Source organism: Nodosilinea sp. LEGE 06152 (assembly GCF_015207525.1).
Lineage (GTDB): Bacteria > Cyanobacteriota > Cyanobacteriia > Phormidesmidales > Phormidesmidaceae > Nodosilinea.
This window is the reverse complement of record NZ_JADEWR010000003.1, coordinates 402,787-429,591: the sequence shown is the minus strand read 5'-3', so window position 1 is coordinate 429,591 and position 26,805 is coordinate 402,787. Positions and strand designations below refer to the sequence as shown.

The window sequence follows — 26,805 nt, the reverse complement described above, 5'->3', positions numbered from 1 at the left end:
ATTTGGCCTAGATACGCTCAAGAGCATTTTTGGGATGAAATAGCACTGCTTACGCTCTACGTGACAGGACGTACATACATGCGAAACATGAAGCCACAGTAATACCTAGCCCTATCCTAAAGCTCAAAGGATAGAACTCAAACCGCACAATATGCTTCCCGGGGGGTAAATTAACACCACGCTGAATATAGTTGGTCTGAAAAATACGGGTCACCTGACCGTCAATTGTAGCTTTCCAACCTGGATAAAAAATATCGCTCAAAACTAGAAAAGCAGGAGCCGTGGTTTGAGTCTCCAGTTCTACCTGGGTTTCAGTAATATTTAAGACGTTGGTGTAATCGGTGGGCTCTAGCGCACTAGATTGTAGAGTTGCTGTACTGTCTTCTACCAAGGCCATCACTTTGGGGTCAAAGATTTTCCCATCAGGTAGCTGCGAGGTATGGATAGCTGTTAAGATTTCCCCTGGCTGAAGAGCAAGGGTCTCAGGCACGAGCCAAGCACGCGGCAATACATCCTGATTTTCGTAAACAATTCCACCCTCCAAGGCTTCCATTTTTTTCCACTTAGGTGAAGTGCCAAGCAGCGTAATTGGTAAAGAGGTAGCTTCTGAAGCATTTGTTAAACTGACATGGCCAATATTAATAACGGCCGGTAGACCTTCCCAGTCGAACTCAATCCTACGAATTTCTTGTGGCCGATTTAACTGAATCTTACCGACGTAAGCATGAGCTTGGCACACCTCGCCGTTAGGCCTTGTGGTCGGTGTACTCTTAAAAACCGTAGCCCTCTGATGTTGCATAAATGGTTGCACATCCGGGCAATCATAGGCAAACTCGGAAGTATCACGACCTGTTAGTAAACTATGTGTTTCAATGGCCCCATCTGTGTCAACAACCTGAACTTCCAGCAATTCAGCATTATTTGGAATTTCTACTGAACAACTTAACTGACTGACGATGGCAATAGTGGTAGCTTTGTAAGAACTAACCGGAATATCAAGAGCAGGACTTATGTCTCTTTGAGATGGTGCACAAACTCCTGTGCCCAGTTGTAAGTTTAAATCTGTCTTCGACCACGCCAATCCATTTCGTACGGACATAGAAGAAGACTGATTGAGCAAGTACTTCACAGCCATTAAATCTAACTCATGCTGATTTGAAGATATAGGTAGAGATGACACACTACCACCTTGATCAACATGAATCATTTGATTAATTCGCGTCATCGTTAGAGGCGAGTAACCACTAGCATTAGGCAAGTCCCAAAGTAAGGTAAGATTGGGAACTAAACCATCAGATTCCACAGTAAAAGCTCCATCAGATGTCAAGAAGCGCTCATGACCGTCCTGAAGGATGTCACGATATCGTTCCACCACCGTGCTGGGAGTTAATCTATCTACTGCGGGCGCATTAGTCCTCCATTCGTAGAACCAGCCAAAGCTAGACAGATCTATAAATATGAGTGCTAGCAACAGCAATCCGCTTGTGCGAGAAGTAGTATAACGATGAAAGGTTAGTAGAACTAAAATGCCAACAATAAAAATGACAAGTGGTATTCCAACTGTAGGGTTTCTCCAAGGCAGGATCGGCACCTGATCAATTCCAACCTCTCCAGCTTTGGCTAGAAAGTAACTATGCATAGTGCTCATGCTGTATAGGCCAACTAGCATAAATCCTATAGATATTAAAATTGTTTTCAGTACTAGTCGCTTTGATACAGCTTTGCTTTGTATTGAAGAGACTCCCATACCCGCGAGTATACTAACCGCTAAAGCTACTTCAACGAAATGTCGTCCCTGTGCCCTAAACTTGTTGTAAATCGGAACAAAGTAAAGAGCTTGCCCAACCAGAAAATCTTTGCCAAATGCTGCAAGCAGAGTAATTAATCCAAACCAAAACCAAAACTTAGCTGCCGAACGATTTTGATAAGTTAGTGCGCCTAAAACTGTTAAAAGAATAGTTATTGTACCAACGTATCCCGTTGTTTCTGTTAATCCCCAATCACCCCATTGAGGATAGATAGTATAAGGAGGTAAAACACCACCAAAAAAGTAAGGAAAAACTAGCTGGAGAAATTGCCAAGCAGGAAGAGAGTAATGTAGAAATGCATCAAAGGATAAATCGGCTCGTAGACTTAGACGGCTAAGCTCTATTGTCGGGATAATTTGCAAAGCACAAAGACTAATGCCTAAAGTAGTACAACCTAGGCTCCAACGATAGTATCTCCAGCGTCCTACAGGAGCACTCCATCCTAGAAATAATGCATAGAAAAAACCTGTACCTAGGCCATAAACTGATATCTGAGGATGACCGCCTAGTAAACAACAAGCAGTAGCAAATCCACCAATTACTAACCATTTTCCACATAGCTGATGGCGAAGTTTTTCTAGTGATACGAGTATGAGGGGAATCCAAGCAGCAGCATGAATCATGGCAGCATGCCCTAGATGAGCCATCATAAACCCACTCATGCTATACGTTATGCCAGTTACGGCGGCACCTAGTTTCGAGCGAGTCATAACATAAACGTAAAAATAAGAAAAAGAACCTGCCAAAATATAAGCAGTTAGTACAAATAAGTTCCATGTATTAGGAATAAGGCTTAGAATTAATGCCGGTGGATACCAAGTCATATTCTGAGGATCGGCTGCAATTGGATAGCCGCCAAACAGCAGATCAGTCCACAGTGTTTTAATAGAGTAGAATGCGGGCATGAAGTAGACAAGCCCATCGCCGGGAGCTAAGAACCTTTTTGAAAATAGAACTGAGGAAAAGAAGAAAATATAAAAGAGTGTGAACCCTACCAAAACTACAGCTTTGTGGGCTATAGAATTTTGAGAAAATAGGTTTTCACGCAGTAAATTTTTAATGCTTTCAAATTCCATTATTTGTCGTATTCCTTGTAAAGCCAGAAATTATATTTGAACGACACTGAACTCGTTTGGGTCTAAATTTATATTTTAATTCTTGCACCAAACACCTAAAATAGACTTGCCAATTGTGTATTGCAGCATTGGATCAAGCACTTTAGAAATTGGCACCATCCAGGTATCCCACAGCTTGATTTGCCTTGGAGTGGGCATACGTTGCTTCAGCCAGCGATTACTCAATGAGGCTAATAGGCCAACTGAGTCTAGGTACTTTAAACTAACAACTGTAAGATCGCTAGTTGTAAGTTGACTTAACATGGCCTTGTTATAGCGGCGATAGTGGCCAATGGATTTATCAAAGGGAGAAAATAGCCACTGGTGGGCTGGTGCCAATACAATGAGAACTCCCCCTGGCTTTAGGTAAGCGGTAGCCCGTTGAACTTCTGCTTGATCTGCTTCGATATGCTCTAGAACATCAATGTATAGAATGGCATCAAAGCGTTGATCGACTGGTAAGTCAGCTAAAATTCCTTGACGAACTTCACAGAGCGTGGGTATCTCAGAGTCCGCTTTAAACCTCTGAATCAATTCGGCATCCGGTTCCAAGCAAAGCCAACGTTTATAGGACTGTCGACAAAGCACCTTGGTTGTACCGCCAATTCCGGCACCGACCTCCAAAATCTCAGACCCCAGATGCCGCCGAATCATATGGTAATAATAGTTTTTCCAATTTTTGGCGGCTCGGAAGAGTTCTAGCTCAGAGCCGATATAGCTGTAATTAGTCATACGTTTGCGATGATTTCGTCTAAGGCCAGAACAAAATGATGATAGTCTCGATTGGGCAAAAAGCCGCCATTATTGCGGCCAATTAAGACTAGAAAAATAAACGATAAGGATATGATAAACGCCTGCAAGATAACAGAGATTAAAGCTACAACCAAGTAGGAAGTCCATCCAGGGATGGCCAAATGGGTCATCAACCTTATTCCGATGACCCCAAGTAAAGCCACAACCGAAATTCCAATTAACCCACAGGAAGCCATCAGCAGGCGAACTCCAACCATCTCGCCATAAACGGAGATTGCGCTCAAGCCGTGGGTAACTAAAGATGTAAAATTCATCTTAGACTCGCCCCGATAGCGGTAGCCACGTTGAGTAGGGATATTAGTTTGAGGGAGCTTTGATTTTAAAGTGCCTGCGGCATAGTGATTCCAAATTTCTGATACTACGACCAGCCGATGCAGCATTGTAAAGGGAATTGCGCTGAAGTTACCCACTTGGATATCGAAGCCCGTTAACAGGCGATACATAGTACGGTAGGCCCGATAAAAGAACTTAAAGATCCAAGATTCTGACCGTTGACTACGGCGAGCGAAAACTATCTTTTCATGATTTGTAGACGCACAGGTGTGAATTAACCGAATCACATCAATAGGGGTATCTTCTCCATCGCTATCCATCACAACTACTATATCTGCGGTTAAGTTGGCCTCTGCATAGGCTAGACCAATAGTTATGGCCCGCTGGTGGCCTAAGTTGCGCTTGAGCCTTAGGACGTTGACCTTGTGGATAGCAGTTAACTTAGCAGCGTAGAGGCTCCCTATCGGTGGAATACTAGAACCATCATCCACTGCTAAAATATCAGCGCTCATGCCATGGGCAGCTAATTCTAGATCCAACTCTTTGAGTAACACCGTCAATGAAGGCCAATCGTTAAAGACCGGTGTTGTCATCAAAACGTGAGGCGGTGAGGGTGTTTCAGCTCTGTATACACTGGGGTGAGTTGTTTGTAGCATGATCTACTCCCACCGTGGGATCAGAAATTTGGCCTTCATCTTCCCACAGATGATCATCTTTTGTTTGCCTAACGGCCGTGGATTAGGAAAGATCTACTTTGAAGCAGTCGAGGCCATGAGGGTTTTCGGCTAGGCGCGGTTGCTGCGGTGCGTCGGGCAGGGCGGGGGCACGCCCACAAGCTGATTCCGCCAACGGTTGTCGGCGCTACTAGACAGCGGCTCGATGAAGGACATAAGCGGCTGCGATCGCATCTGCCAATCTGCAGAACCTTCCCCGATAGTTTGTGGGCCTTAACCCCGTTATCCGTACTTCGACAATTGGGGGCACCTGCTCATCTGCATGCTCTAGCGACTTGAGCTAGGGCTCCCTTCTAATAGCAGTTGAGTTTTCAAAACGAGAATAGTTAGTTTTCGCCGCGTCTAAAGTCCGTTAAGATACGCCTCTAGGTGCGATTGTCGCCCCCAATTTGCCCCGAGGAAGTCCCTGTGATCATTCAAGAATTTGCTCTACTGTTTGTAGCGGTACTGGCCAGTGCCCTAGGGCAGCTGTTTCTTAAGTTTGGAGCATTGCAGCTGGGTCAGGTAACCAGTGCCAATGCCCTCGGTCACATCTTGAGCATTGCCACTACCCCTGCGCTAATTGCCGGTCTGATGGCCTATGGTGTTGGCGCGGTGCTCTACATTCTGGTGCTAACGCGGGTTGAACTCAGCGTTGCGGCCCCGGCCGCTTCAATGATCTACCTAGCCTCGGTCTTGATTGGGGTGCTGGTCTTTAAGGAAGATCTGTCGCTTGGTCGCCTGGTCGGGTTGGGGTTAATTATGGGCGGTGTCGTGCTGGTGGCCTCTCGGTAACGGCGACCTAGACCCCAGCCGTATTGTTACCTCATCGCCGCCCTCACTGCTGCCCATTGATGTCTACCTGGGCAAGGCCGACAATGGAGCCAGCCGATCGCTAGGCTCAGGACCACGGCGTTGCTTGCACCCATCCCATGATCGTGACCGTCGCCAGCTTTAAAGGAGGCGTGGGCAAAACCACCACCGCTATTCACCTGGCGGCCTTTTTGCAGGGCTACGCCGAAACCCTGCTGATCGATGCCGACCCCAACCAATCGGCGCTGGCCTGGGCGAGCCGGGGTGAACTGCCCTTTGTGGTAGTCGACCAGTGGCAGGCGAGAAACCTACCCACCTCCCAGGGCCATATCGTTATCGACACCCAGGCCCGCCCCATTGCCGACGATTTGGCTCTGCTGGCGGCCACCTGCGATCTGCTGGTGCTGCCCACCACCCCTGATATTCTCGCCCTCGACGCCCTAGCGCTAATGGTGCAGCACCTGGCCGGGCTACCCGTTGCCCCCTACCGCATTCTGCTGACCATGATTCCGCCCTACCCCAGCCGAGCCGGGGTCGAGGTGCGGGATATGCTGGCCGAGACTAAACTGCCTCTATTTGAGGGAGGCATTCGCCGCTACGCCGTTTTTCAAAAAGCGGCCCTGGCTGGCACGGCCGTGTATGACGTCAAAGACCCGAAGGCTGAGCTGGGGTGGCAAGACTATGTGGCGGTTGGTAAAGAGGTTTTAGCCTACGCCCTAGATATAGACGGCCAGGGAAATGATGAAGGGATTGATCCCTGAGCGGAGTCGTTTGGCCTGTGGACAGGCTTCGCCAACGCGCTAGCGTCTCCCATAGGGAGAAAGGGGGAGCGCAGTGAGATCAGCATTCTGCCTGTACTGATAGGACAGCTGAGACGGCTATCCCACAGAACCATAAACCTTCCCCCTCTATCCTCCTCACCCATCCCCTTCCTGCGCCAACCCGCCCCGTTCCCTTCGGTTCTCACCACCTTTGACGGATTAGAGGCTCATTAACAGTTCGTTACAATGTGTCTATTGGACGGGAATGAGTCTCAGAATTCGCTTTCCTGTCCTCAGGCTTTAAATGAGAGGTGCCCGATGAACGGCAACTTACGGGTGGGGAATCTATTTGGTATTCCCTTTTATGTGAATGTGTCCTGGTTTTTGGTGCTGCTGCTGGTGACCTGGCAGTATGGCAGCGGTCTGGCGGCGGCATTTCCGCAGCTGGGTGGGGCGCTGCCCTGGGTGCTGGGGCTGGGGTCGGCGCTAACGCTGTTTGCCTCGGTGCTGGCCCACGAACTGGGGCACAGTTTTGCGGCGATGAAACAGGGCATTGGGGTCAACTCAATTACGCTGTTTCTGTTTGGTGGCTTGGCGGCGCTAGAAAAAGAATCTGAAACGCCGAAGGGAGCGTTTTGGGTGGCGATCGCAGGCCCCTTAGTTAGCTTTGCGCTGTTTGGCCTCTTCTCGATCGCTGGGCTGGTCTTGCCCCTCTCTGGCCCACTAGCCGGAATCGTAACGCTGCTGGCCTACATTAACTTGGCCCTGGGTGCCTTTAACCTCATCCCCGGCCTGCCGCTGGATGGCGGCAACGTGCTGAAGTCGATTGTGTGGAAGATCACGGGTCAACCCCATAAGGGTCTGGTGTTTGCCAGCCGTGTGGGTCAAGGGTTGGGCTGGACAGCGATCGCGCTAGGGATCGGCTCTATTCTAGGTATCAGCCCCGTAGGTAGCTTTTGGACGCTGCTAATTGGCCTGTTTCTGCTGCAAAACGCCAACCGCACCGCGCAGTTTGGTACTGTGCAGGGCCGCCTGGCTGGCCTAACGGCTAAAGATGCTATGGCCCAAGACAGCCCGGTCATAGAAGCCAGTACATCTCTGCGGGAGCTTGCTGACAATGCTCTGTTGGCGGCCCCTTCGGCCTGGCGCAAGTTCCTTGTGGCCGACGAAACGGGTCTGCTCGTCGGTACGGTACTCGTCGATGCCCTCAAGCAGGTGCCCCGCGAGCAGTGGGCCGATACCAGCGTGGCCGCCATCATGGAATCTGCCGGTGACATTGTGACGGTGGGTGCCGAGCAGCCGCTGATGGAAGTCATCAAGACCCTAGAAACCCGGAAGATCCAGGCGCTGGCGGTGATCGGCAACGACGGCTCCCTGGCGGGCCTGCTGGAGAAGACCTCGATTCAGGCGCTGCTGCAATCGCCCCAGGCGGCCTAACCACGGCTCAAGCCCAATACATAGCGCCTTAGCTCAAACGCAGACTAGAGAAATCTGGTCTGCGTTTTTTGCGATCGGGCCACTGCTGTAGGCATCTAAATCCTTATGGATTTTAGGCGAGCCTTGTAAATCATTGCGTTGCCCCGAACGCTCAGAACATGAGCCGGTAGCTAAAAAGCACAGCACTGAGACGCTACCAGACGCGAAACCGGCTCCACGTCACTAGAGGGTCTACCGCGCGCGCTCTTCTGTCCCTAGCTAATTTATATTCAGGTATCGCCCCATGATGATGCAAGCCTCGTCTGAACCTAAAAACTTAAATTCTGGCTCTATAACTAGCCAATTCCGCTTGCGATACATGTTGAAGGAAACCAGCGCATCTTTGCTGGTTTGCAACAGAGCTGTTTGGTAGGGCAATTTGTGAAGTAGCCGATCGTGAAGTTGGCCACCAATGCCTTTGCCTTGGGCTTTCGGGATAACGGCAAGCTCTGCGACTTCAAAGCCACTGGCAAACCATAGCGTGGCAACGTCTGGGTCAAGCTGTGACTTCACAGCATCGTGCCACCAAAACCCAGGCTCACTGGCATAACCACAGGCAAAGCCCAGGATTGATCGGGCATTATCTCGCGCTACCACGCATCGAAAGCCCGATCGCAAAACATACTGACCAAGGGTCTCTCTAAACCCAAGCACATCCTCTTCAGACTCGTCGTAGGGGGGCTGAGTGAACACAGCTCGGTAAACTGCCACAATTTGATCCTCAGCAGCTTTCAGTTCCTGTTGAGTAAGCAGGACGATTTCAAAAGACATTCCAGAGCCACATCAATTGACGCCAATCACCCAAGCATCTCTCATCAAATCCATAGAACTAGGCATCCACGGTGTTGCATTGTCGGGGGTCACAACGATTGCGTTGTCAATGCCACTTCCCCACGCATGGCATTTTCTAACGTAAATTGCGCTCGCCCTGCAACGACTCGCTAAATGGGCAAGGTGCAGCTCGCACAGTACACAATACATCAGAGAAATTTTTCACTAATTTAGACGTTAGACATACGAACCATTTATCCTGTTGATAACTATAATCGGTTAAGGGACAGATCAAATTTGCTAATTTTTTCCGAAAGTCGTCAGATGGAGTAGTTAACAGCCCCAGTGCTTTTTCTCTGGCGACCAGTTTGAGCTTTGATGTGTATCCTATGGACAACGTGAACTATGGCAGTAAAAACTATGGAACCCTTAACTGGCAAAGAGCTTTTGGCCAAGGTCAAGGAGAATGATGGTCTGACGAAACGGGAACTGGCCAAGGAATGCGGCTACTACACGGTTGGTAAGGAAGGGCAGATCCGTGTGAACCTGGCTGATTTCTATGATGCTTTGCTATCTGCTAAGGGGATTCAGCTTGAGCCCCAAAAGAGTTCGGATGGGAGAGGCCGGGAAGCGTCTTATACCCTCACCGTTCATAAGAATGGTCAGATTGTGATTGGTGCAGCCTATACCCAAGAGATGGGCCTTAAGACTGGCGATGAGTTCAAGATTAAGCTGGGCTACAAGCACATTCACTTGGTCAAGCTAGACGAGGATGGCAACGAAGATGCAGCCTAACGGGGCTGTTTCACGAATCAAGATTTTTTTTGCCGCCCCTTCTGCACGCCGAGGTGACTTAGCTAAATGGCTTAAGCTATAGGTACAGAATGGGAGGGCTAGGCATTATGACTTCCAGAATAAATGCATCCTGAACTCTTCCCCCGGCCCACTACAGCCGGGGGTTTTGTTTTTGGCCGTTTCTAAAGGTTGTCCCCCTTCATGAACAGAAATCTTACGGGGGGGTGCGTAAAATTTGTCGTAGCGATCGCACCCAAATGCCCAGATAATTCGCTTTCTCTTCAAGCGTGAAGGGGTAATGCCCAAGAAAACACCTGGCTCCCTTCAAAGGGCTAGCGGATTGAGGCAAACCAGCGGTAGGGTGATAGTCCGACTCTAAGCTTCACCTCACCATTAGCGACTAAACGACTACGGCATTACGACTACGGCGAGCTGCTGGCTGTGGCCCTAATGTCAGATATTACTGACGACCGCAAGCCCCTTCCTGATGCCCATATTTAGGGCTTTTTGCGGGAACCGCTCGCCCGAAAATAGCTGTAGCCACCGTTTTCTAAGGACCAAGATGTTCATGCACGGGCTAAAACGAGTCTTGCCATGCTCGACCACGCAAGTACGTAGACGAACGGCACTCGTTCTGGAACAGCGACATCAATTCCAGAACGATGTCAAATAATTCCGGAACGTGCAAACGTACAGGAACACTTGAGAACCTTTACAGGCGAGACAACGAGCATGGCAGGATTCGAACCTGCGACACCTAGAACCGGAATCTAGTGCTCTATCCACTGAGCTACATGCCCTTAGGCTGCACCATTCTAACATCTGCCAGCGGCGTTATGACTAGACCCGGCGATCGCGCTGCCAAATCTGGAGTCACCCAGCAGAATTTGGTATATCCAGTGACCGGCCAGCAGGTTTGACGCTTGAAACCTGCTCAACCACAGTAGGATGGGCACAGCAGCGCAACCTCATCGAGATCTTCGCGATCCCCTTGCATCTCGATGGGTAATGGGCGCTAGACGTTGCCATCCCACGCTTTCTGGATTGCTATGACCGAACCCACCAATACCCTCGACACCGCTGCCGCCGCCCTTTCCCAGGAGGCCGAAAGCGCCAGTTCTGACGAGCAGTACCGCCGCAAGATGCAGCGGCGGCAGGAGGTGCAGCAGCAGCGCATTGCCGATCGCACCGTTGAGAAGGGGCTGGTAATTGTTAACACCGGCAACGGCAAGGGCAAAACCACTGCGGCCCTAGGGATGGTGCTGCGGTCGCTGGGGCACGGCTACCGGGTGGCCATTGTGCAGTTTATTAAAGGGGCTTGGGAACCGGCGGAGAAAGCCGTGCTGGAGCGGTTTGGCGATCAGCTCAGCTTCCATGCTATGGGTGAGGGCTTTACCTGGGATACCCAAGATCGCGATCGCGACACCCGTACCGCCCAAGCCGCTTGGGAAACGGCCCTCAGCTACATTCGCGACCCCGAAGTCAAAACCATTTTGCTTGACGAGGTAAATATTGCCCTCAAGCACGGCTTTCTCTCGGTGGAGCAGGTGCTGGCGGGTCTAGCCGAAAAACCCGAGATGACTCACGTAATTTTGACCGGGCGAGGCGCACCCCAGGCCCTAATCGACCAGGCCGATCTAGTCACCGAGATGGCCCTAATCAAGCACCCCTTCCGCGAACAAGGCGTCAAAGCCCAGCCCGGCATCGAATACTGATCCGACCCATCCACCCCCTTTCTCCCTACGGGAGACGCTAGCGCGTTGGCGAAGCCTGTCCACAGGACAAACGACTCCGCTCAGGGACCATCACCCGCCCACCCGCCTACCCATCCACCCGCCTACCCATCCACCCGCCCACCCGCCTACTCCCCATGGATCGCTACGCCACCCTGCGCCACGTTCAGCGCCTCGACCCCGAGCGTTCTCACCAGAAGATCTGCCACCTGCTGGCGGGGTACGAGTTTCCGTGGGATGTCACCCGCGCTCTGGAGCTGGCCCTGCTGCGCACCTTCTGCATCCCCAGCGTGTCGGCCCTGCTGGATAAAACCGGCGAGTTTCGCCACCACGCCCAAAAGCGCTACGACGACACCGGCATTGTGGTGTCAGAGGTATTTAAGCACGGCTACGACAGCCCCCGTGGCAATGCGTTCATTCAGCGCATGAATGCCATTCACCGCCACTACGCCATCGGCAATGCCGACTACCTGTACGTGCTCTCAACCTTTATCTACGAGCCGATTAGGTGGGGCGATCGCTTTGGTTGGCGGCCCTTTTGCGAGCAGGAGCGGCTAGCCTGCTACTACTTTTGGCGGGCGATTGGCGATCGCATGGGCCTCACCGATATTCCACCCACTTACGCCGCCTTCGAGCAGTTCAACCGCGAGTTTGAGGCCGAGCACTTTACCTACGCCGCCACCAATCAGCGGGTCGCCGATGCCACCCGGCACATGCTGCTGAGCTGGTTTCCCGCCGCGACCCGCCCGGTGGTGAACTGGGGCTTGCCCTGCCTGCTCGACCCGCCCCTGCTCAATGCCCTAGGCTGGCAACCAACGCCAAAAGTTGTACAGCAGGCTGCCGCTGCGGCTCTCAAGGCCCGCAGTCGCCTGCTGCGCCGCCAGCCGCCCCGCACCACGCCTGATTTTTTTGTCGATCAAACCATCCGCAGCTACCCGGAGGGCTACACCCTGGGGGATATTGGGCCAGATTCACTGCGATCGCGGCTGTAGCAAGAACCCTTCGGCAAACCGCTACATCTAGAGTTTTGCCCTATCATAGGAGGCCAAAGCCGCTACGGATAGATGTCATGGCCTCTGACTACCAGCCCTCGCTGCTCTCCGAGACCGACCTGCGGGCGGCGGATCTGTCGTGGGCCTACAACCGCCCCGCCGGGTCAGCCCTGCTAGCCGACGAGCTCCAGGGCTGGAAGCAGCGGGTAGCCCAGTTTCAAACTACGGTGCGCTCTGGCCCCGCGATCGCCCAGGGAACCCTGTTCGATCTGGCCGATGCCTCCCCAGCAGAAACCCTCGACCCCTTTATCCTGCCGCCCCAAAATGCGGAGTTTTGGCGCGGGCAGTTCCAGGAGTCGGGCGTCCCCGCTCTCTACTTTGTCGTCGACCACGAGGCGGATCTGCTGCTTTACGTAGGCGAAACCGTGAAGTCGAACCAGCGCTGGAAGGGCGTCCACGACTGCAAACGCTACATTCTCAGCTACGTAGAAGCCCACCGTGGTCACGGACTGGCGGTAGCGGTCAATATTGGCTTTTGGCCCCATGCCGATCGCGATCGCAAGGCCCGCCAGAACCTGGAGCTAGAGCTAATTCAGCGCTGGCGATCGCCCTTCAACAAAGAAAACTGGGCAATCTGGAGCACCCCTTTTGTCGGCGGCAAGCTAGAGACCTAGGGCACCGCTAGCGTTTGTAATGTGGGGGGCTAACGACCCTGGGCCCCTGGCCCCTGCAGGTAGTTCACCAGAGCAATACCTAGGCCCCCCAGCAGCGCGTAGACAATCATTGCAATCAAATTGTTGAGATCAAAAATTCGCGTGGCGTCGGCGTCGGTCGGGCTAATAAAAAGGGTAGAAAACGGTGTCATAAACGGGGCCGACAGGCTATAGATTACCTGGGCGAAGGGGTTGTCGGGGTTAGCGCTCGACAGCCGCAGAAAAAAACGAATCGCCAGCAAGACCTGTAGTGCCCCTACCAGCAGCGTAATCGTATTGCGCACCCAGGCTAGTCTGGCCCGACGCTGAGCCGCTCGCAGTCGGGCGTGCTCTTGCCTAAGCCGATAGACCTCTTGGTTTTGAATCAGTTCTCGGTCATGGTCAAACTCATTGCGTCCGTGGGGTGTTTGGCTCATGGGGGTGCTATCGTTTGCGTTCAATGCTCCCAGTGCCAGCCGGCAAATCTCAACCTGGCCTGGCTCAAAGATGCACGCCTAAAGAGATATAACCGGGCCAGCAGCAAGAATCCCTACCACCATACCTGAATGGGGTAGGAAAGCTATAGGGCGTAGGTATGAGATAGCGAGAACCGCAGCCTTGACCGCTAAACACTGGCAAAGCGAATCTTCAAATAGTCGTCTTCCATTTTAGCTCCGGCGGGCTGGAGAGCCGCTAGCGCTTGGGGCAGCACCAGGTTGCGGCGGTGGTTGCCGATGCGCACATTGAGCTCATCCGCCGACTTGCTCAGCTCAATCTGGTCTTTAGGAATGCCGGGCAGGTAGAGCTCCAGGCTGTAGTTGCCCTCCTCCTGCACCACCCGCAGCGTGGTCTCCTTGTAGTAGACCTGGACCGGGTCTTCGTCGGCGTAGAGGGTTTCTTTGAGGCGCTGGAGCGATTCTAGGCCGCAGAGTTCTTCGGCAAACAGGGGCACCTCTTTCACCGGCAGGGGGTGAAAGTTATCGTGAATTTCGTGCTTATACTGCTGCTGCTTTTCTTTCATGCGCTGGAAGAAGGGGTCTTGCACCTCGTCGGGGATGATGCGGTTGGCAATCACCAGATCGGTGCCCACGTTATAGAGGCTCAGGTAGGCATGGGCTCGCAGCGATTCTTTGATCACCATTTTTTCGGGGTTGGTAACCAATCGCACGGAGGTGGTGCCTGCGTCGGTGAGCACTTTCTCTAGCTCGATCAGCTGCTCATAAAATTCGTAGGGGGCATCCATGACCTCTTTGGTGGGCAGGTTGAACCCCGCCACCGGGCGAAAGAAGGGCTGCACCAGGGGCCGCAGGGCCTCAGATACGGCCTGGAAGGGTTTGTAAAGCTTGCGCATGTACCAGCCCGCCACCTCAGGCAGGCTGAGCAAGCGCAGGGCAGTGCCGGTGGGGGCCGAGTCGATAATTAGCACGTCGTACTCGCCTTCGTCGTGGTGGCGCTTCATGCGCACCAGGCTAAAAATTTCATCCATGCCGGGGAGAATGGCCAGCTCTTCGGCCTCAATGCCCTCCAGGCCGCGAGCCTGCAGCACGTCGGTAATGTAGCGCTTCACCGCGCCCCAGTTGCCCTCTAGCTCCATCAGGGCGTCGAGTTCAGCGCCCCACAGGTTGGGCTGCACCAGGCGAGGGTCGTGGCCCAGCTCCATATCGAAGCTGTCGGCCAGGGAGTGGGCCGGGTCGGTGCTGAGCACCAGGGTTTTGTAGCCCAGTTCTGCACAGCGCAGGCCCGTGGCCGCTGCAACGGAGGTTTTGCCTACGCCGCCTTTGCCGGTCAATAACAATACCCGCATGTGGGTGTCCTCGCCTTCTCTTGATAATTCCCTATTTCTCTAATCTATAGGTTTTTTAAGGTTTCCGCAGGGCAGCGCTAGGCAGATCCCGGCGAGTGATCCCCAAAACTGGACGTTTTTCTACGGCTGAGGATTTTGCGGCCAGCCCTGGGGTTGGTGCATTGCCGGTTAAAGGTTCTAGCTATAGACGGGGATTAATAAGTGAGGCAGGCACGCTTAGATGGGCCTGTTCGGTTGGGCTGCTTGGCTGATCTAGAAGCGATGTGATGTTGGCTAGGAGTGGTTTGGCATGGCGAGGGCGGTAGACAACGTAGCGATCTATAACCATGGCGACAGCGTTTTGCCAACACCCCTAACTTGGGCGCGTCTGGTGGCGGCGATCGCCCTTCAAACCCACCAGTCTTCAGATTTAGCCACTATTTTGCGCGTTGCGGTCGAGGGGGTGCAGCAGCTATTGGGCTGCGATCGCGTACTCGTTTACCAGTTAGCCCCTGGCAGCGGCGGTCGCGTGCTGGTAGAAGCGTTTTCCGATCCTCGCTGGTCGCTGCGCGATCGGATGGTGCAGGACCGCTGCTTTGAAGCCGACTGGCCAAACCCCTACCAGGAGGGGCTGGGGCGGGCGATCGCCGATGTTGCCACCGCTAGCCTGCCCCCCTGCTATGCCAACTTTCTGGCGAACCTGGGGGTGAAGGCCAGCTCAGCCATTCCGGTGCTGTGTGAGTCGCGACTGTGGGGGCTCCTCGTCGCTCACAGTTGCACAGGCCCGCGGCGCTGGCCCGCCGTAGACCTTGAGGGGCTACAGCACATCGCCGTCCAGATCGGCATTGCCGTCCACCAGGCTGAACTGGTGGGGCAGCTGCAGACGACTCAGGCCGCTCTTGAAGCCCAGGTTGCCGCCCGCACCTACGAGCTAGAGCAGATCAATCAACAGCTAGCCGCCAGGGTAGAGGCGTACGAGCAGGGCAGAGCCGCCCTGCACCAGGGCTACAACGAACGGGTTCACCCGGCGGGCGCTGTCGAGCTAGCTCTTCAAAATAGTGAGGCCACCACCCGCGCCCTGGTTGCGGCTATTCCTGACCTGTTGTTGCGCATGCGCCAGGACGGGTCTAACGTGCAGTTGGTCAATCCGGGGACCATACGTATGGTGAACCTGGATAACACCCTGGCAGGGCATCGAATTACTGAGCTGATGCCACAGGCGATCGCCGAGGAGCGCATTCACCTGGCCCATCAGGCCCTTAAGACCGGGGAGATCCAGCAGCAGGAGTACAACTTTGCTGCCGATGGCCAAACCTTCTACGAGGAAGCCCGGATTGCCCCGATTGGGGATGACGAAGTGCTGGTGGTGATCCGCGATATTAGCGCTCGTAAATGCAGTGAGGCCGAACGCAAATGGGCAGAACTCAACCTTAAGTCGGCTAAAGACCAGCTAGAGCTGGTGCTGCAAGCCTCCTCAGAAGGGTTTTGTGACTGGGATCTGGTGACGGGAGAAATCTACTTCTCACCCCAGTGGAAAGCCCTGTTGGGCTACGCCGACCACGAACTCGAAAACAGTCAGGAGATGTGGAGGTCGCTAATTCTTGAAGCCGATCTGGCCAAGACGCTGCAGCTGATTGATGACTACAACAGCGATCGCATTCAAGACTTTACAACCACCCAGCGCTTTCGCCACAAAGACGGGTCGGTAGTCCACATGCTCTCACGCGCCATTCACCTTAAAGATGACCAGGGCAACGTCGTGCGGATGGTGAGCAGCTACTTAGATATGACCCAAACCGTAGAGATTCAACAGGCCCTTAAGACCTCAGAAATGCAGCTCAGCAGCATTTTAAATAGTGCCCCCGATGGCATTATGGCGTTTCGCTCGGTGCGCGATCAGCAGGGCACCATTGTTGATTTTGAATGGTTGCTCAGCAACCCGGCCTCCTGCCAAATTATTGGTCAATCGGTAGACCATATTCTCGGCAAGCGGCTGCTAGAAGAAATGCCCGGCAACGGCGAAGCCGGACTGTTCGATCGCTATGTAACCGTGGTGGAATCGGGTGAGCCCATGCAGCATGAGTTCTACTACAACCACGACGGTATCAACTGCTGGTTCGAAAATATTGCCGTCAAGCTGGGGGATGGTTTTGCCGTCACCTTTCGCGACATCACCGAAATTAAACAGTCTAAAATCACCCTTCAGCAAACTAACCAGCAGTTGGAAGATCGCATCAGTGAGCTAGACCAGCGCCACAGCGAAATGCTGGTATTGAGTGAGATCAGCGATTTTTTGCAGGCCTGCTCAACCGTTGAAGAAGCCTGCCATACCATTGTCAACCTGCTTGAGCCTCTGTTTCCCCACTGTTCGGGGGGCATTTTTACCACCAGCGCCTCGCTCAACCGCCTGGAGCAGGTGGTGGCTTGGGGAGTGCGGCTGCACTCCCACTCCGAGTTTGAGCCCCACTGCTGCTGGGGGCTGCGGCGGGGGCGCATGCACTGGGTGGGGCAAGACCGCTTGAGCCTGCGCTGTAGCCACATTTCAGCCCAGGCGGCGCTGCCTTTGGAGGGACATTCTACGGCCATTGCGGTTACCCTCTGCATTCCCATGATTGCCCAGGGCGAAACCCTGGGGCTGTTTCACCTCAGCACCGAAGTTTCTGAGGCGCTCCCTGAGGCCAAACAGCAGCTGGCCCGCACCCTGGCCGAACAGGTGGGCATGGCGATCGCCAATCTCAAGCTGCAGGAAACCCTCAAACATCAGAGCATTCGCGACCCTCTCACCGGGCTGTACAACCGCCGCTACTTAGAAGAATCGCTCGCCCAGGAAGTTGCCCGCGCCCAGCGCAAACAGCTCCCCATTGGGGTAGTTATGCTCGATATCGACCATTTCAAGCGGTTTAACGACACCTTTGGCCACAACACTGGGGACATGGTGCTAAAGCTTGTGGGCACCCTGCTCAAAGACAAGGTGCGACACTCCGATGTTGCCTGTCGCTACGGCGGCGAGGAAATGACGCTGATTCTGCCGGAGGCATCTTTAACGGAAACTGCCGCTCGGGCCGATCTGATTCGAGCCGCCATCAGCGAGCTGCAGGTGCCTTACCAGGGTCAGCCGATCGATCGGCTGACCGCGTCCTTTGGCGTGGCCTGCTTTCCGCACCACGGCAGCAATAGCGCAACGCTGCTCCAGGCAGCCGATGCGGCCCTTTATCGCGCTAAACAGGCGGGCCGCAATCAGGTAGTTGTTGCTCTGTAATTTATTGTTGACGCACCGCTATGCAAACACCTCCCTACCCAGCCAACGAAGTCATTCGGCTCAGCATACTGCGATCGCTCCGCATTTTGGATACCAAACCAGAAGAGCGGTTTGACCGCATCACGCGGATCGCCAAACGGCTGTTTGACGTGCCCATTACGCTGGTGAGCTTAATCGATGCCGAACGCCAGTGGTTTAAGTCGTGCCAGGGGTTGAATGTTTGTCAGACCTCGCGCGATATCTCCTTTTGCGGCCACGCCATTTTGGGCAATTCGCCATTTGTGGTTCCCAATGCTCTGCTCGACGAGCGCTTTCACGACAACCCCCTGGTCACCGACGGTCCTAAAATCCGCTTTTATGCCGGAGCGCCGCTGGCCGCCAGCAACGGCAGCAACCTGGGCACCCTCTGCGTTCTCGACCAGGTGCCCCGCACCTTTACCGACGAAGACCAGCAGCTCCTGGTTGACCTGGGGCACATTGCCCAGCAAGAGCTGCTGGCCATACAGCTCGACAGCCTGGACGAACTCAAACAGCGCAACGCTGAAATGAAGCTGCTGAGCGAAATGAGCGAATTTTTACAGGCCTGCCTCACCGTCGAAGAAGCCTGCGCGGCGATCGCCAGTCTGATCGCCCCGCTATTTCCCGGCTGTTCGGGGGGCGTTTTTACCCTTAGCCCCTCGCTTAACCGGGTAGAAAACGCGGCCTACTGGGGAACTGGGCTGGGGTCTAAGCCTGATTTTTTGCTCTCGGATTGCTGGGGGCTGCGCCGGGGCCGGGTGCACTGGATGAATGGCACCGATCGCCCGCGCTGTCAGCATGTTCTGGCCGATAGCAACATCTTGGCATCCCTCTGCATTCCCATGATGGCCCAGGGCGAAACCCTGGGGTTATTTCACCTCAACACCGACGATGCCCAGGTGTTGTCAGAAGCCAAGCGGCAGCTGGCGCACACAGTGGCAGAGCGGGTGGGCATGGCGATCGCCAATCTCCATCTGCGTAAAACCCTGCAGCGGCAGGGCGGCAGGGGTCTTCTGCCTGAGCTGCACCGGCTCTAGGAGAATCTTTAGGGGGGCTGGTACCGCTACTGACCTGGGGCTAAAGCCAGGGTGCGAATCCCAGGGGCTGGTGGGTCGGGCTAGGCCGCGATCGCATCCATTAACTCCTCCGCCAGGTCAAAGTTGGCGGTGACCGACTGCACGTCGTCGAGGTCTTCTAGGGCATCCATCAGCTTGATCAGCAGGCGGGCCTGGTCGGTGTCATCGACCATGACGGTGTTGCTGGGCAGCCAGCGTAGCTCCGCCTGGCGGACGGTTAGCCCCTGGGCCTTGAGGCTGGTGTCGAGGGTTTCCAGATCGACAGGGGCGCAGAATAGCTCAGCAGCGGGAATTTCCTCGTCGCGGCGACCTAGCACCGTGGTGAGTTCGTAGGTTTCGGCCCCGGCTTCCATGGCGGCCTCTAGCAGCGCCTCTTCGTCACCGGGGTGAATGATGGTGACTACGCCTTTTTGTTCGAACATCCAGCCCACGCAGCCGGTTTCGCCCAGGTTGCCGCTGCTCTTGCTAAAGGCGGCGCGCAGGTCGGCGGCGGTGCGGTTGCGGTTGTCGGTCAGCGCTTCGATCAGCACGGCGATGCCGCCGGGGCCGTAGCCCTCGTAGCGAATGGCCTCGTAGCTGTCGTCGGCCCCCAGGTTGCCAGACCCTTTAGCGATCGCTCGGTCGATGTTGTCGTTGGGCACCCCGGCGGCTTTGGCCTTGTCGATCGCGGTGCGCAGCTGAAAGTTGCCCGCTGGGTCGCCGCCCAAACGGGCCGCCACAATAATTTCCCGCGACATTTTAGCGAAGACTTTGCCCTTAACCGCGTCGACACGGGCCTTTTGGCGCTTGATGTTGGCCCACTTGCTATGACCTGCCATACCTCACAAACGGGTGCACTGCGTAATCGATTTTATCGCCTTGGGGATCGATACCGCTGGGCCAATGCCCAGGGGTTTTGCTAAGGATAGCCCAAGCCCAGCGCGGGGGTTACGCCCTAGGGCGCGGCGGCTCTCAGGGCGGCCCCGATTAACCCCACCTGGGGGTTGAGCACGATGTGTACGGGCACCCGGTCAAGCAGAGGGCTAACCCGGCCTTTGTGGCTAAAGGCGTCAAAGAAGGTGCCTGCAATCATCAGGGCTAAATTTTTAGCGGCGATGCCCCCAGCTACGTAGAGGCCACCGTAGGGCAGCAGCTTGAGGGCCAGGTTGCCCGCCTCAGCCCCGTAGGCGGAGACAAAGATCTCCATGGTTTTCTGGCAAAGGCGATCGCGGCCCTCGGCGGCGGCCAGAGAGATCACCGCCGCAGGGTCAATGGTTTTAGTCGAGAGGCCGGTCTGACGTTCCCAGGCGGTAATGGCTTCAGCCACCTCGGGGGTCTCGGTGGCAAACTCGCGATCGCGCAAAAACTGGTAGATCGCCACAATGCCCTGGCCCGACACCACGCGCTCCACCGACACGCGCGAGATCTGGTGCTTGTCGATCAGGTAGCGCATCAGCTGAAACTCCAGCTCAGAGCGAGGAGCAAAATCGACGTGCCCTCCCTCGGAGGGAAACACCAGGGGCCGCCCGCTGGTTGCCAGGGCAAATCCCTGCCCCAGCCCAGTGCCCGCGCCAATAATAGCGACTGGGGCGCTGTCGTCGGGCTCCCCCTCCTGCAGGGTGTGAATATCTTCGGGGGCAAGGCCAAACACGCCGTAGCCCACCGCCTCGAAGTCGTTGATTAGCTCGACCCGGTCGAGGGCTAGTTCAGCTTGCAGGCGATCGCCCTCCAGCGACCAGGCCAGGTTGGTGAGGCTGGAGGTGTTTTCTACGACTGGTCCGGCGATCGCAAAGCAGGCCCGCTCAGGCCTGTAGGTATGCCCACCATCGATGGCGGCCTGGTGCAGAAATTCTTTTACCATGGGCACCAGGTCGGGGTAGGCCTGGCTGGAGTAGGTGCGCTCGAACTCGGGTTTGAGAATCACCGGAGTTGTGGGGCTGGGCTCGCTGGCCTCGACCAGGCGCAGGATGGTTTTGGTGCCGCCAATGTCACCGGCAAGCAGATAGGTCATGGCTGGGGCGTTCTAATGGGCTAACAAGGGTAGCGGGTAGCTCCTGGTTTAGCTTACCGCTGCGAAAGCCCTCTAGATCGAGGGTGACGTAGGTGAAACCGTAGTCTTGTAGCGCCTTTACCAAAGCTTCAATGTCGGTAGCGGCGACAAAATCTTTAATATTTTCTGCGGGTATCTCAATTCGGGCGGTGTCGGCCTGCGATCGCACCCTGAGCTGCCGCAGCCCCAAATGCCGCAGGTACAGCTCGGCCTGACCCACTCGCCGCAGCTTCTCTAAAGTAATTTCCTCGCCGTAGGGAAAGCGCGAGCTGAGGCAGGGTTGAGCTGGTTTATCCCACCAGGGCAACCCAAGGGCGCGCGAGATTTCGCGTACCTCAAACTTAGTGATACCCACCTCCGCCAGGGGCGATCTGGCCCCCCGCTCCTTTGCCGCCTGAATGCCGGGGCGGTAGTCGCCCAGGTCGTCGGCGTTGACGCCATCGACCACGTAGGGGTAGCTCCGTTCCAGGGCCAGGGGCTTGAGAGTGTCGTGCAGCTCGCTCTTGCAGAAGTAGCAGCGGTTGACGGGGTTGGCGGCGTAGTTGGGGTTGTCTAGCTCGTGGGTGGCGACCAGCTCGTGGGCAATGCCAATCGCCGCTGCCTGCACCTGGGCTTCTTCGAGGTCGGCGGGCATGAGCGAGGGAGAGTTGGCGGTGACGGCCAGGGCGCGATCGCCCAGCACGTCGTAGGCCACCTTGGCCACCAGAGTGCTGTCGATGCCGCCCGAGTAGGCAATCAGCGCCCGGTCCATCTCAGCAAAAAGGGCTTTGAGCTGGTCTAGTTTTTGGGTCACCATGGCTACCAGGGAAATATTGAGGAACTACGGATTGAGAGGCTTGTTTAAGGGATTAGAAACGCATCGGCAATTAATCGTCGTGATTGGATATCTGAAACGCAGAAATTTTGGCGTATAAACTGCCCACAGATTCTTGGGCAAAAAGCTCGTCTTTGACCTTTAAATAGTCGCTGCTGCTGGCCCCCCAAGCAGCGCAGAATCGAGCAAATTTAGAGGGTTCCATGCTGGACAAAAGAATTTGAAACCCTTCCTGTAAGATCTGTTGCTCGCTGTTAATCTGAATCATCGCTACTCAGTTCCAAGACAAAATCAACAGGGTTTAGCACCTTTATCGCCAGCTCTGAACATCGGTTGATTAGCCGCTTGTCGCAGGTAATCAAGTACTGACTATCTGAGGCTTCAGCGCAGGCTACATGCAAGGCATCAAGGGCTTTGAGCCCGTTACGCTCTAAATCTTCTGCCCTCTGACAAATAGCATAGTTAACATCCTGCCTCACCTCAGCCAGCTGAAGGTAACGCTCCATCGCCTTCTGCTTGATTGGGTAAGGATTGCGACTGTTTTCATAATCTAAAACTGAGGAGCCGACCAGCTCAGCCTCCCCGGCCTCAATCATCTGCAAGATAATGATGACAGCCTGAGCTTCAAGGAAAATCTTAGGCTGAGTTTGATTATCCAAAGGGCGGTTGTAGGCACTGGTGTCTAGATATACTCTCGTCACACGATCGCAGGCAGCAAGACCCCTCCATCTTATCTCGCAGATGATGGTTGACTTGCCAGTCCCTACGGCCTAGGAGGCGGTAGAACTGAGTACTGCTTCGTAGGCCTGCCCAGCCCGCTCCCAGGTGAAGGTAGTTTCAATTAGCCCGCGTCCACGCGTCGAGAGCGTGGCGCGCAGGTCGGGCTGGTCAAAGAGTTGGCCGATCGCCCCCACATATTCCTCCACCGTATTCGCCCGCAGCGCCCGCTGGGGTTGGTCTACGGCTAGACCTTCGAGGCCGCGATCGCTAGCCACCACCGGCACCCCCGCCGCCATCGCCTCCAGGGTTTTGTTCTTAATGCCAAAGCCAATCCGCATGGGCACCACGCACACCGTGGCCCGGTGCAGGTAGTCGGTTACCGAATCTACCCGTCCAGTGACGACCACGCCTGGTAAATTCCCTAACGTTTGAACTTCCGCCGTAGGTTTGTTACCTACCAAATACAGCGTGGCGTCGCAGTAGCGCTGGCGCAGGGGCGGCAGAATCTCCTGAGCCAAAAATTTCGCCGTATCTACGTTGGCGATGTAGTCCATCGCGCCGACGAAGACCAGGCTGTGGCCGCCGGGGTCGGCAGGGCGGTAGGGGAACTGCACCAGATCAACCCCGTTGGGCACCAGGTGGAGCGGGCTATGGCCTGCGATCGGGGTAAAGAACTGACGGTCTTCGGCGGTGGTGATTACCAGGTCGGTAAATTTTTGGGCGTAGCGGCGTTCGTAGCGGCGCAGCAGGGGCAGGTTGAGGCGATCGCGCAGGGGCTTCTCCGCCGTGCCCGTCTGCAGCTGGTTTACCAGGGTGCCATAGAGCGAGCTGTGGATATCGACCACCACTTTCTGCACCCGCTGGCGGTAGCTGGGCCGCACAAACACTTCATTGACGCTGTGCTCGCAGGTAATGGCGTCGCAGTGGCCCGACTCAACCCAGTCGTCGATCCACTGCTGCATGGTGGGGGCATGCAGGTAGGTGGTACTGGGGGGCGTACCGGTAGCGAGGAAGTGGGCAAAGCGGCTGACTTTGCCGCTCACGCCCGGCTGAAGGTCGGCGGCAGTGGGACGGGGAAAGCAGACGAGCTTATTGACATGGGCAGATAGAGCATTGATATCTTCCTCCGTCACCTCGGCGGATCGCTGCGTTACCAGCGTTACCTCATGGTTTTGGCTCAGGTGCTTAAGCAGGTAAAAGGTGCGAATCTGGGTGCCCCCCAGGGTCGGCGGGTAAGGAAATGTGGCCGAAATCATCAAAATACGCATCAGACGAGTTCCCCCAGGTGGGCAATGGTGCGGGCATGGTCGGGAAGCTGAGCCTGGGACTGTCCCCGGGTGCGGGCCTGGGCACACCACAGATCGAGCGGCGTAATGGCCAGTTCTAGCGCGGTGCCCTGGCCGCGCAGTAGCTTGGTCGTAGCCTGGGGCAGTTCCTTTAAACCCCAGCGCAGCAGTCGGTAGCACATTTCTCTGGCGGTGAGGGGGCGCATGAGCTCCACGCCGTGCAGGTCGTGCAGGTAGCGGTTCGAGCAGCCGTAGCGGTGCCACTGGCTGCGCAGGCCTTTGAGCGTATCTCGATGGCGGTGATAGACCACAGCATCGGTGGCGTGAACGAGCTGCCAGTCGGTGCCCTGCTGAATGCGCCAGCACAGGTCAGCGTCCCCGCCTGTGGTCAGGTGGGGACGAAAGAGGCCAACTGTACCCAAAACTTCGGCCCGCACCGCCAGGTTTGCCGTTTGGCCGTAGGGTAAGAATGGATGGTTGAGGGTGTTGTGCTGGGAAAGGGTGCCCTGGCGATCGGCGTAGCGCTCTAGCCAGTTTTGGCTGGGCAGGGCTTTGATCTCTCCGGCGACCAGCCCTACAGCACTATCGGTAAAGGGCTGCACCAGGGCGATCAGCCAGTCTGGCTCGGGCTGGCAGTCGGCATCGGTGAAGGCGAGAATATCTCCGGTGGCGGCGGCAATACCAGCGTTGCGGGCGGCGTAGGAGCTTTGAATGGTGCTGTAGGTAAGGGCGCGGAGACAAATTCCTTGGGATGCGGCGGTAGCGGCGGCGGTTTGGAGCAGGCTGGGGGTGCGATCGCCGCTGCCATTGTCTACCAGCAAAAACTCCACCCGGTCGGCAGGGTACCGCTGGACTAGGAGCCGCTCGACCAGGCCCGGCACATCGGCCTCGCCGTTGTAGATGGGCACGATTACCGATACCGCAGGATATGCCTTTGGCTGGGTCTCGCTAGTTGTTACAGTGAAAACAGCCATAGCCTGCAACCAAAACTGGTTCCAGTATGCCCACCCTCGAACGGGATCTCTTGAAGCGACGGCGATCGCTAAAGCCGCTATACTGCTGAGCGCAACCTGTTGTTGGCCCTATGCAGACTCTGCTTCGACCCGCTCTCTCTATTGGTCTCGTCATGGCGCTGGGCCTGTTTGGGTGCGCCCCCATACCGAATACGGGCGATGCGGCAGACGCGGATTCTAGCCCTGAGGCAGCCCCAGAAGCGCAGCCGCTGCCTCCAACTTACGAAACTATTCGCCTGCCTGCCGCGACGGTGCATGTCGTAACCATTCCCGACCCGGTGCGATATCCGGTGCGGGTGGCGGTGGTTGATGCCCTGGCGCGGGTCGATCAAATTGCGGCCCGGGTATGTGAGGGCGAAGGGTGCGTGGCTGCCGCCATTAACGCGGGCTTCTTTGACCCCAACAACGGTCTGACAACATCCCACGTGGTGGTGGATGGGTCGCTGGTGGCTGACCCCAACCAAAATGAGCGGCTGGTGGGCAACCCAGACCTGGTCAGCTATATGGATCGCATTCTCAATCGCTCGGAGTTTCGCCGCTACGACTGTGGCGGCACCCCTAGCTACGACATCACCTTGCATCAAGACCCTGTACCAGCGGGCTGTACCCTGGTGGATGCGGTGGGGGCTGGACCACAGCTCCTGCCGCAGGATACATCGGTGGAGGAGGGTTTTGTGGACAGGGCGGCTGCCCGTGATGCCCTGGGCAGTCAGTCAGCGAATGCGCGATCGGCGGTGGGGCTGACGGCTGCGGGTAGTGTGGTGATGGTGATGGCGGCCCAGGTGCCGGGGGTGTCGCCCAGCGGTATGACGATGGCGGAGGTGGCGGGGGTAATGCGCGATCGCGGTGTTGTTCAAGCCCTTAACCTCGACGGCGGCAGTTCCTCAACCCTGATTTACGGTGACACGGTTCATTACGGTCGCCTCAATGCATCTGGGGAATTGGTGCAGCGGCCGGTGAAATCAATCCTGTGGGTTGAAAACCTCCCGTAGGGGCGAACGGTTGTTTGCCCAAAATAGGGTTATGATTCCAGACGCAAAACCTTATGCGGCAGGGATTTGAGACAAAGCCAAGCCTACCGCTGGGGGCGTTTCGATTGCCCCCAGACCCCGTCGACCAGGGCCGTTCCGCCGCCCTGGACCCAACGGAAGGATTGGATTATGCATTGCTAAATTTGGCAAGGTTTGCCTGTCATAGGCGGTGGGCGATCCCGGAAGTAGCAGACAGATGCCCCGTACCTATGCTGCACGTCTGTCCCACCCATCCACCCATCCACCCATCCACCCATCTACCCATCCACTCGCCTACTCACCTACCCACCCACTCCCCACCTGCCTCTGCACAAAGGCTCGGTTGCGCTGAAGATTCAGCTCTAGTTCCACCAGCTCGCTCAGCTGGGTGGTGAGCATTTCGGCCCGTTTGCTGGCGGCGACTTTGCGGTGCAGGGCGGCGCGGGCGAGGTCTTCGCGGCGGTTGTTGAGGGCTTTTTGGGCGACGCGGTGCCAGTCGCGGACGTCTTTTTGGGCGGTCTGCTGGTCGGCGAGGGTGGTGTTGTAGGCGGTGGCGATGTCGCCCAGGGCTTTTTGGAAGTTGGCGCGGGCTTGTTCGGGGGTGGTGACGTGGCGATCGCGATCGGCAAGCCTGCGCAGTTCGGGCAGGTTGAGCTGGTTGGTTTGCAGGCCAAAGTTGGCGAGCTGACGGCTCTCGCTGCGCCCGGTGGTGCACCAGTTGGCAAAGTGTTCGCAGTTGTTTTGCAGCAGGTCGTACTGGCGCTCGCCCAGGCGGCTGGTGGCCCGCTCCATCACGGTATCTGGGGTGTAGATAATGGACTGTCGAACGGTGTAAACGGGGTTGCCCCAGGCGAAGGCCTCGTAGCTGGTGCGGGCGATTTCGGCGATGTCTCGGGCTTTGCTGTAGTGGATGACGGTGCCGTCGCCGCAGTCGATGCCGTGGTGTTGGTACAGGCCCGGCACTCCGGCCAGGTCGCGCATGACGTAGATTTGATCGCCCTTGGCCATAGCTGGTGTCTCGCTTGGGAGAATGCTGTTAAGA

Annotated in this window: 24 protein-coding genes and 1 tRNA gene; 10 read left to right on the top strand and 15 right to left on the bottom strand. The window is 55.8% G+C overall.

Going from position 1 to position 26,805, the window contains the following annotated elements:
• Positions 1-49: 49 nt before the first annotated feature.
• From IQ265_RS06725 to IQ265_RS06715, 3 genes are all read right to left on the bottom strand, one after another.
• A complete protein-coding gene (locus tag IQ265_RS06725) occupies positions 50-2,884 on the bottom strand; it encodes a YfhO family protein (RefSeq protein ID WP_194051776.1) in 2,835 nt (944 codons plus the stop codon).
• A 75-nt stretch (positions 2,885-2,959) separates the two neighbouring features.
• On the bottom strand, positions 2,960-3,655 hold the full coding sequence (locus tag IQ265_RS06720; RefSeq protein ID WP_194051774.1) for a class I SAM-dependent methyltransferase: 696 nt from the start codon (positions 3,653-3,655) through the stop codon (positions 2,960-2,962).
• Positions 3,652-4,665, bottom strand: coding sequence for a glycosyltransferase (locus IQ265_RS06715; protein ID WP_194051772.1), 1,014 nt, complete (start codon positions 4,663-4,665; stop codon positions 3,652-3,654). Before IQ265_RS06715 ends, IQ265_RS06720 begins: the two co-directional genes overlap by 4 nt.
• Before the next feature lie 486 nt (positions 4,666-5,151).
• Here IQ265_RS06715 and IQ265_RS06710 point away from each other — a divergent pair, with 486 nt between their 5' ends.
• The 3 genes from IQ265_RS06710 (at position 5,152) to IQ265_RS06700 (ending at position 7,733) form a co-directional block, all read left to right on the top strand.
• On the top strand, positions 5,152-5,517 hold the full coding sequence (locus IQ265_RS06710; RefSeq protein ID WP_194051770.1) for an EamA family transporter: 366 nt from the start codon (positions 5,152-5,154) through the stop codon (positions 5,515-5,517).
• A gap of 137 nt (positions 5,518-5,654) precedes the next feature.
• Positions 5,655-6,296: a ParA family protein gene (locus tag IQ265_RS06705; RefSeq protein WP_194051768.1), complete on the top strand. Its 642-nt coding sequence runs from the start codon at positions 5,655-5,657 to the stop codon at positions 6,294-6,296.
• 318 nt (positions 6,297-6,614) lie between these two features.
• Positions 6,615-7,733 carry a site-2 protease family protein gene (locus IQ265_RS06700; protein ID WP_194051766.1) on the top strand — a complete coding sequence of 373 codons (1,119 nt, stop codon included), beginning with the start codon at positions 6,615-6,617 and terminating at the stop codon, positions 7,731-7,733.
• Positions 7,734-7,991: 258 nt separating this feature from the next.
• Here IQ265_RS06700 and IQ265_RS06695 read toward each other — a convergent pair whose 3' ends face one another.
• Positions 7,992-8,543, bottom strand: a complete 552-nt coding sequence (locus tag IQ265_RS06695) for a GNAT family N-acetyltransferase (protein WP_194051764.1) — start codon at positions 8,541-8,543, stop codon at positions 7,992-7,994.
• A gap of 405 nt (positions 8,544-8,948) precedes the next feature.
• On the opposite strand from IQ265_RS06695, the gene IQ265_RS06690 reads away from it, so the two are divergent.
• Entirely contained in the window at positions 8,949-9,338 is a 390-nt protein-coding gene (locus IQ265_RS06690; RefSeq protein ID WP_194051762.1) for an AbrB family transcriptional regulator, read from the top strand.
• 727 nt (positions 9,339-10,065) lie between these two features.
• Here the strand turns inward: IQ265_RS06690 and IQ265_RS06685 are convergent.
• Positions 10,066-10,138: transfer RNA gene (locus tag IQ265_RS06685), tRNA-Arg, on the bottom strand.
• 249 nt (positions 10,139-10,387) lie between these two features.
• On the opposite strand from IQ265_RS06685, the gene cobO reads away from it, so the two are divergent.
• The 3 genes from cobO (at position 10,388) to IQ265_RS06670 (ending at position 12,737) form a co-directional block, all read left to right on the top strand.
• Entirely contained in the window at positions 10,388-11,053 is a 666-nt protein-coding gene (cobO, locus tag IQ265_RS06680; protein WP_194051760.1) for a cob(I)yrinic acid a,c-diamide adenosyltransferase, read from the top strand.
• A 155-nt stretch (positions 11,054-11,208) separates the two neighbouring features.
• On the top strand, positions 11,209-12,063 hold the full coding sequence (locus tag IQ265_RS06675; RefSeq protein WP_194051758.1) for an oxygenase MpaB family protein: 855 nt from the start codon (positions 11,209-11,211) through the stop codon (positions 12,061-12,063).
• Between the two features lie 77 nt (positions 12,064-12,140).
• The gene (locus IQ265_RS06670; protein ID WP_194051756.1) at positions 12,141-12,737 is read left to right on the top strand and encodes a GIY-YIG nuclease family protein; all 597 of its coding nucleotides are present in this window, start codon (positions 12,141-12,143) and stop codon (positions 12,735-12,737) included.
• Positions 12,738-12,766: 29 nt separating this feature from the next.
• Here the strand turns inward: IQ265_RS06670 and IQ265_RS06665 are convergent, their stop codons facing one another.
• Together IQ265_RS06665 and IQ265_RS06660 are read right to left on the bottom strand one after the other, a co-directional pair.
• On the bottom strand, positions 12,767-13,192 hold the full coding sequence (locus tag IQ265_RS06665) for a YggT family protein (protein WP_194051754.1): 426 nt from the start codon (positions 13,190-13,192) through the stop codon (positions 12,767-12,769).
• A 188-nt stretch (positions 13,193-13,380) separates the two neighbouring features.
• Positions 13,381-14,559: a TRC40/GET3/ArsA family transport-energizing ATPase gene (locus IQ265_RS06660; RefSeq protein WP_194051752.1), complete on the bottom strand. Its 1,179-nt coding sequence runs from the start codon at positions 14,557-14,559 to the stop codon at positions 13,381-13,383.
• A 289-nt stretch (positions 14,560-14,848) separates the two neighbouring features.
• Here IQ265_RS06660 and IQ265_RS06655 point away from each other — a divergent pair, with 289 nt between their 5' ends.
• Complete coding sequence (locus IQ265_RS06655; RefSeq protein WP_194051750.1) at positions 14,849-17,797, top strand: diguanylate cyclase; 2,949 nt, start codon at positions 14,849-14,851, stop codon at positions 17,795-17,797.
• 20 nt (positions 17,798-17,817) lie between these two features.
• Positions 17,818-18,852, top strand: a complete 1,035-nt coding sequence (locus IQ265_RS29285) for a GAF domain-containing protein (RefSeq protein WP_194051749.1) — start codon at positions 17,818-17,820, stop codon at positions 18,850-18,852.
• Between the two features lie 80 nt (positions 18,853-18,932).
• On the opposite strand, the gene IQ265_RS06645 is transcribed toward IQ265_RS29285, so the two are convergent.
• From IQ265_RS06645 to IQ265_RS06615, 7 genes are all read right to left on the bottom strand, one after another.
• Positions 18,933-19,709: a YebC/PmpR family DNA-binding transcriptional regulator gene (locus IQ265_RS06645; RefSeq protein ID WP_194051748.1), complete on the bottom strand. Its 777-nt coding sequence runs from the start codon at positions 19,707-19,709 to the stop codon at positions 18,933-18,935.
• 116 nt (positions 19,710-19,825) lie between these two features.
• On the bottom strand, positions 19,826-20,881 hold the full coding sequence (locus IQ265_RS06640; RefSeq protein ID WP_194051747.1) for a glucokinase: 1,056 nt from the start codon (positions 20,879-20,881) through the stop codon (positions 19,826-19,828).
• The gene (gene larE, locus IQ265_RS06635; protein ID WP_194051746.1) at positions 20,859-21,716 is read right to left on the bottom strand and encodes an ATP-dependent sacrificial sulfur transferase LarE; all 858 of its coding nucleotides are present in this window, start codon (positions 21,714-21,716) and stop codon (positions 20,859-20,861) included. Before larE ends, IQ265_RS06640 begins: the two co-directional genes overlap by 23 nt.
• A 70-nt stretch (positions 21,717-21,786) precedes the next feature.
• A complete protein-coding gene (locus IQ265_RS06630; RefSeq protein ID WP_194051745.1) occupies positions 21,787-22,002 on the bottom strand; it encodes a hypothetical protein in 216 nt (71 codons plus the stop codon).
• Entirely contained in the window at positions 21,989-22,435 is a 447-nt protein-coding gene (locus IQ265_RS06625; protein WP_194051744.1) for a PIN domain-containing protein, read from the bottom strand. Before IQ265_RS06625 ends, IQ265_RS06630 begins: the two co-directional genes overlap by 14 nt.
• 69 nt (positions 22,436-22,504) lie before the next feature.
• Positions 22,505-23,722, bottom strand: coding sequence for a glycosyltransferase family 4 protein (locus IQ265_RS06620; RefSeq protein WP_194051742.1), 1,218 nt, complete (start codon positions 23,720-23,722; stop codon positions 22,505-22,507).
• Positions 23,722-24,714, bottom strand: coding sequence for a glycosyltransferase (locus IQ265_RS06615; protein ID WP_194051740.1), 993 nt, complete (start codon positions 24,712-24,714; stop codon positions 23,722-23,724). Before IQ265_RS06615 ends, IQ265_RS06620 begins: the two co-directional genes overlap by 1 nt.
• Positions 24,715-24,824: 110 nt before the next feature.
• Here IQ265_RS06615 and IQ265_RS06610 point away from each other — a divergent pair, with 110 nt between their 5' ends.
• Positions 24,825-25,745, top strand: a complete 921-nt coding sequence (locus IQ265_RS06610; RefSeq protein WP_228037640.1) for a phosphodiester glycosidase family protein — start codon at positions 24,825-24,827, stop codon at positions 25,743-25,745.
• Positions 25,746-26,057: 312 nt separating this feature from the next.
• On the opposite strand, the gene IQ265_RS06605 is transcribed toward IQ265_RS06610, so the two are convergent.
• The gene (locus IQ265_RS06605; protein WP_194051738.1) at positions 26,058-26,771 is read right to left on the bottom strand and encodes a lecithin retinol acyltransferase family protein; all 714 of its coding nucleotides are present in this window, start codon (positions 26,769-26,771) and stop codon (positions 26,058-26,060) included.
• Positions 26,772-26,805: the final 34 nt, after the last annotated feature.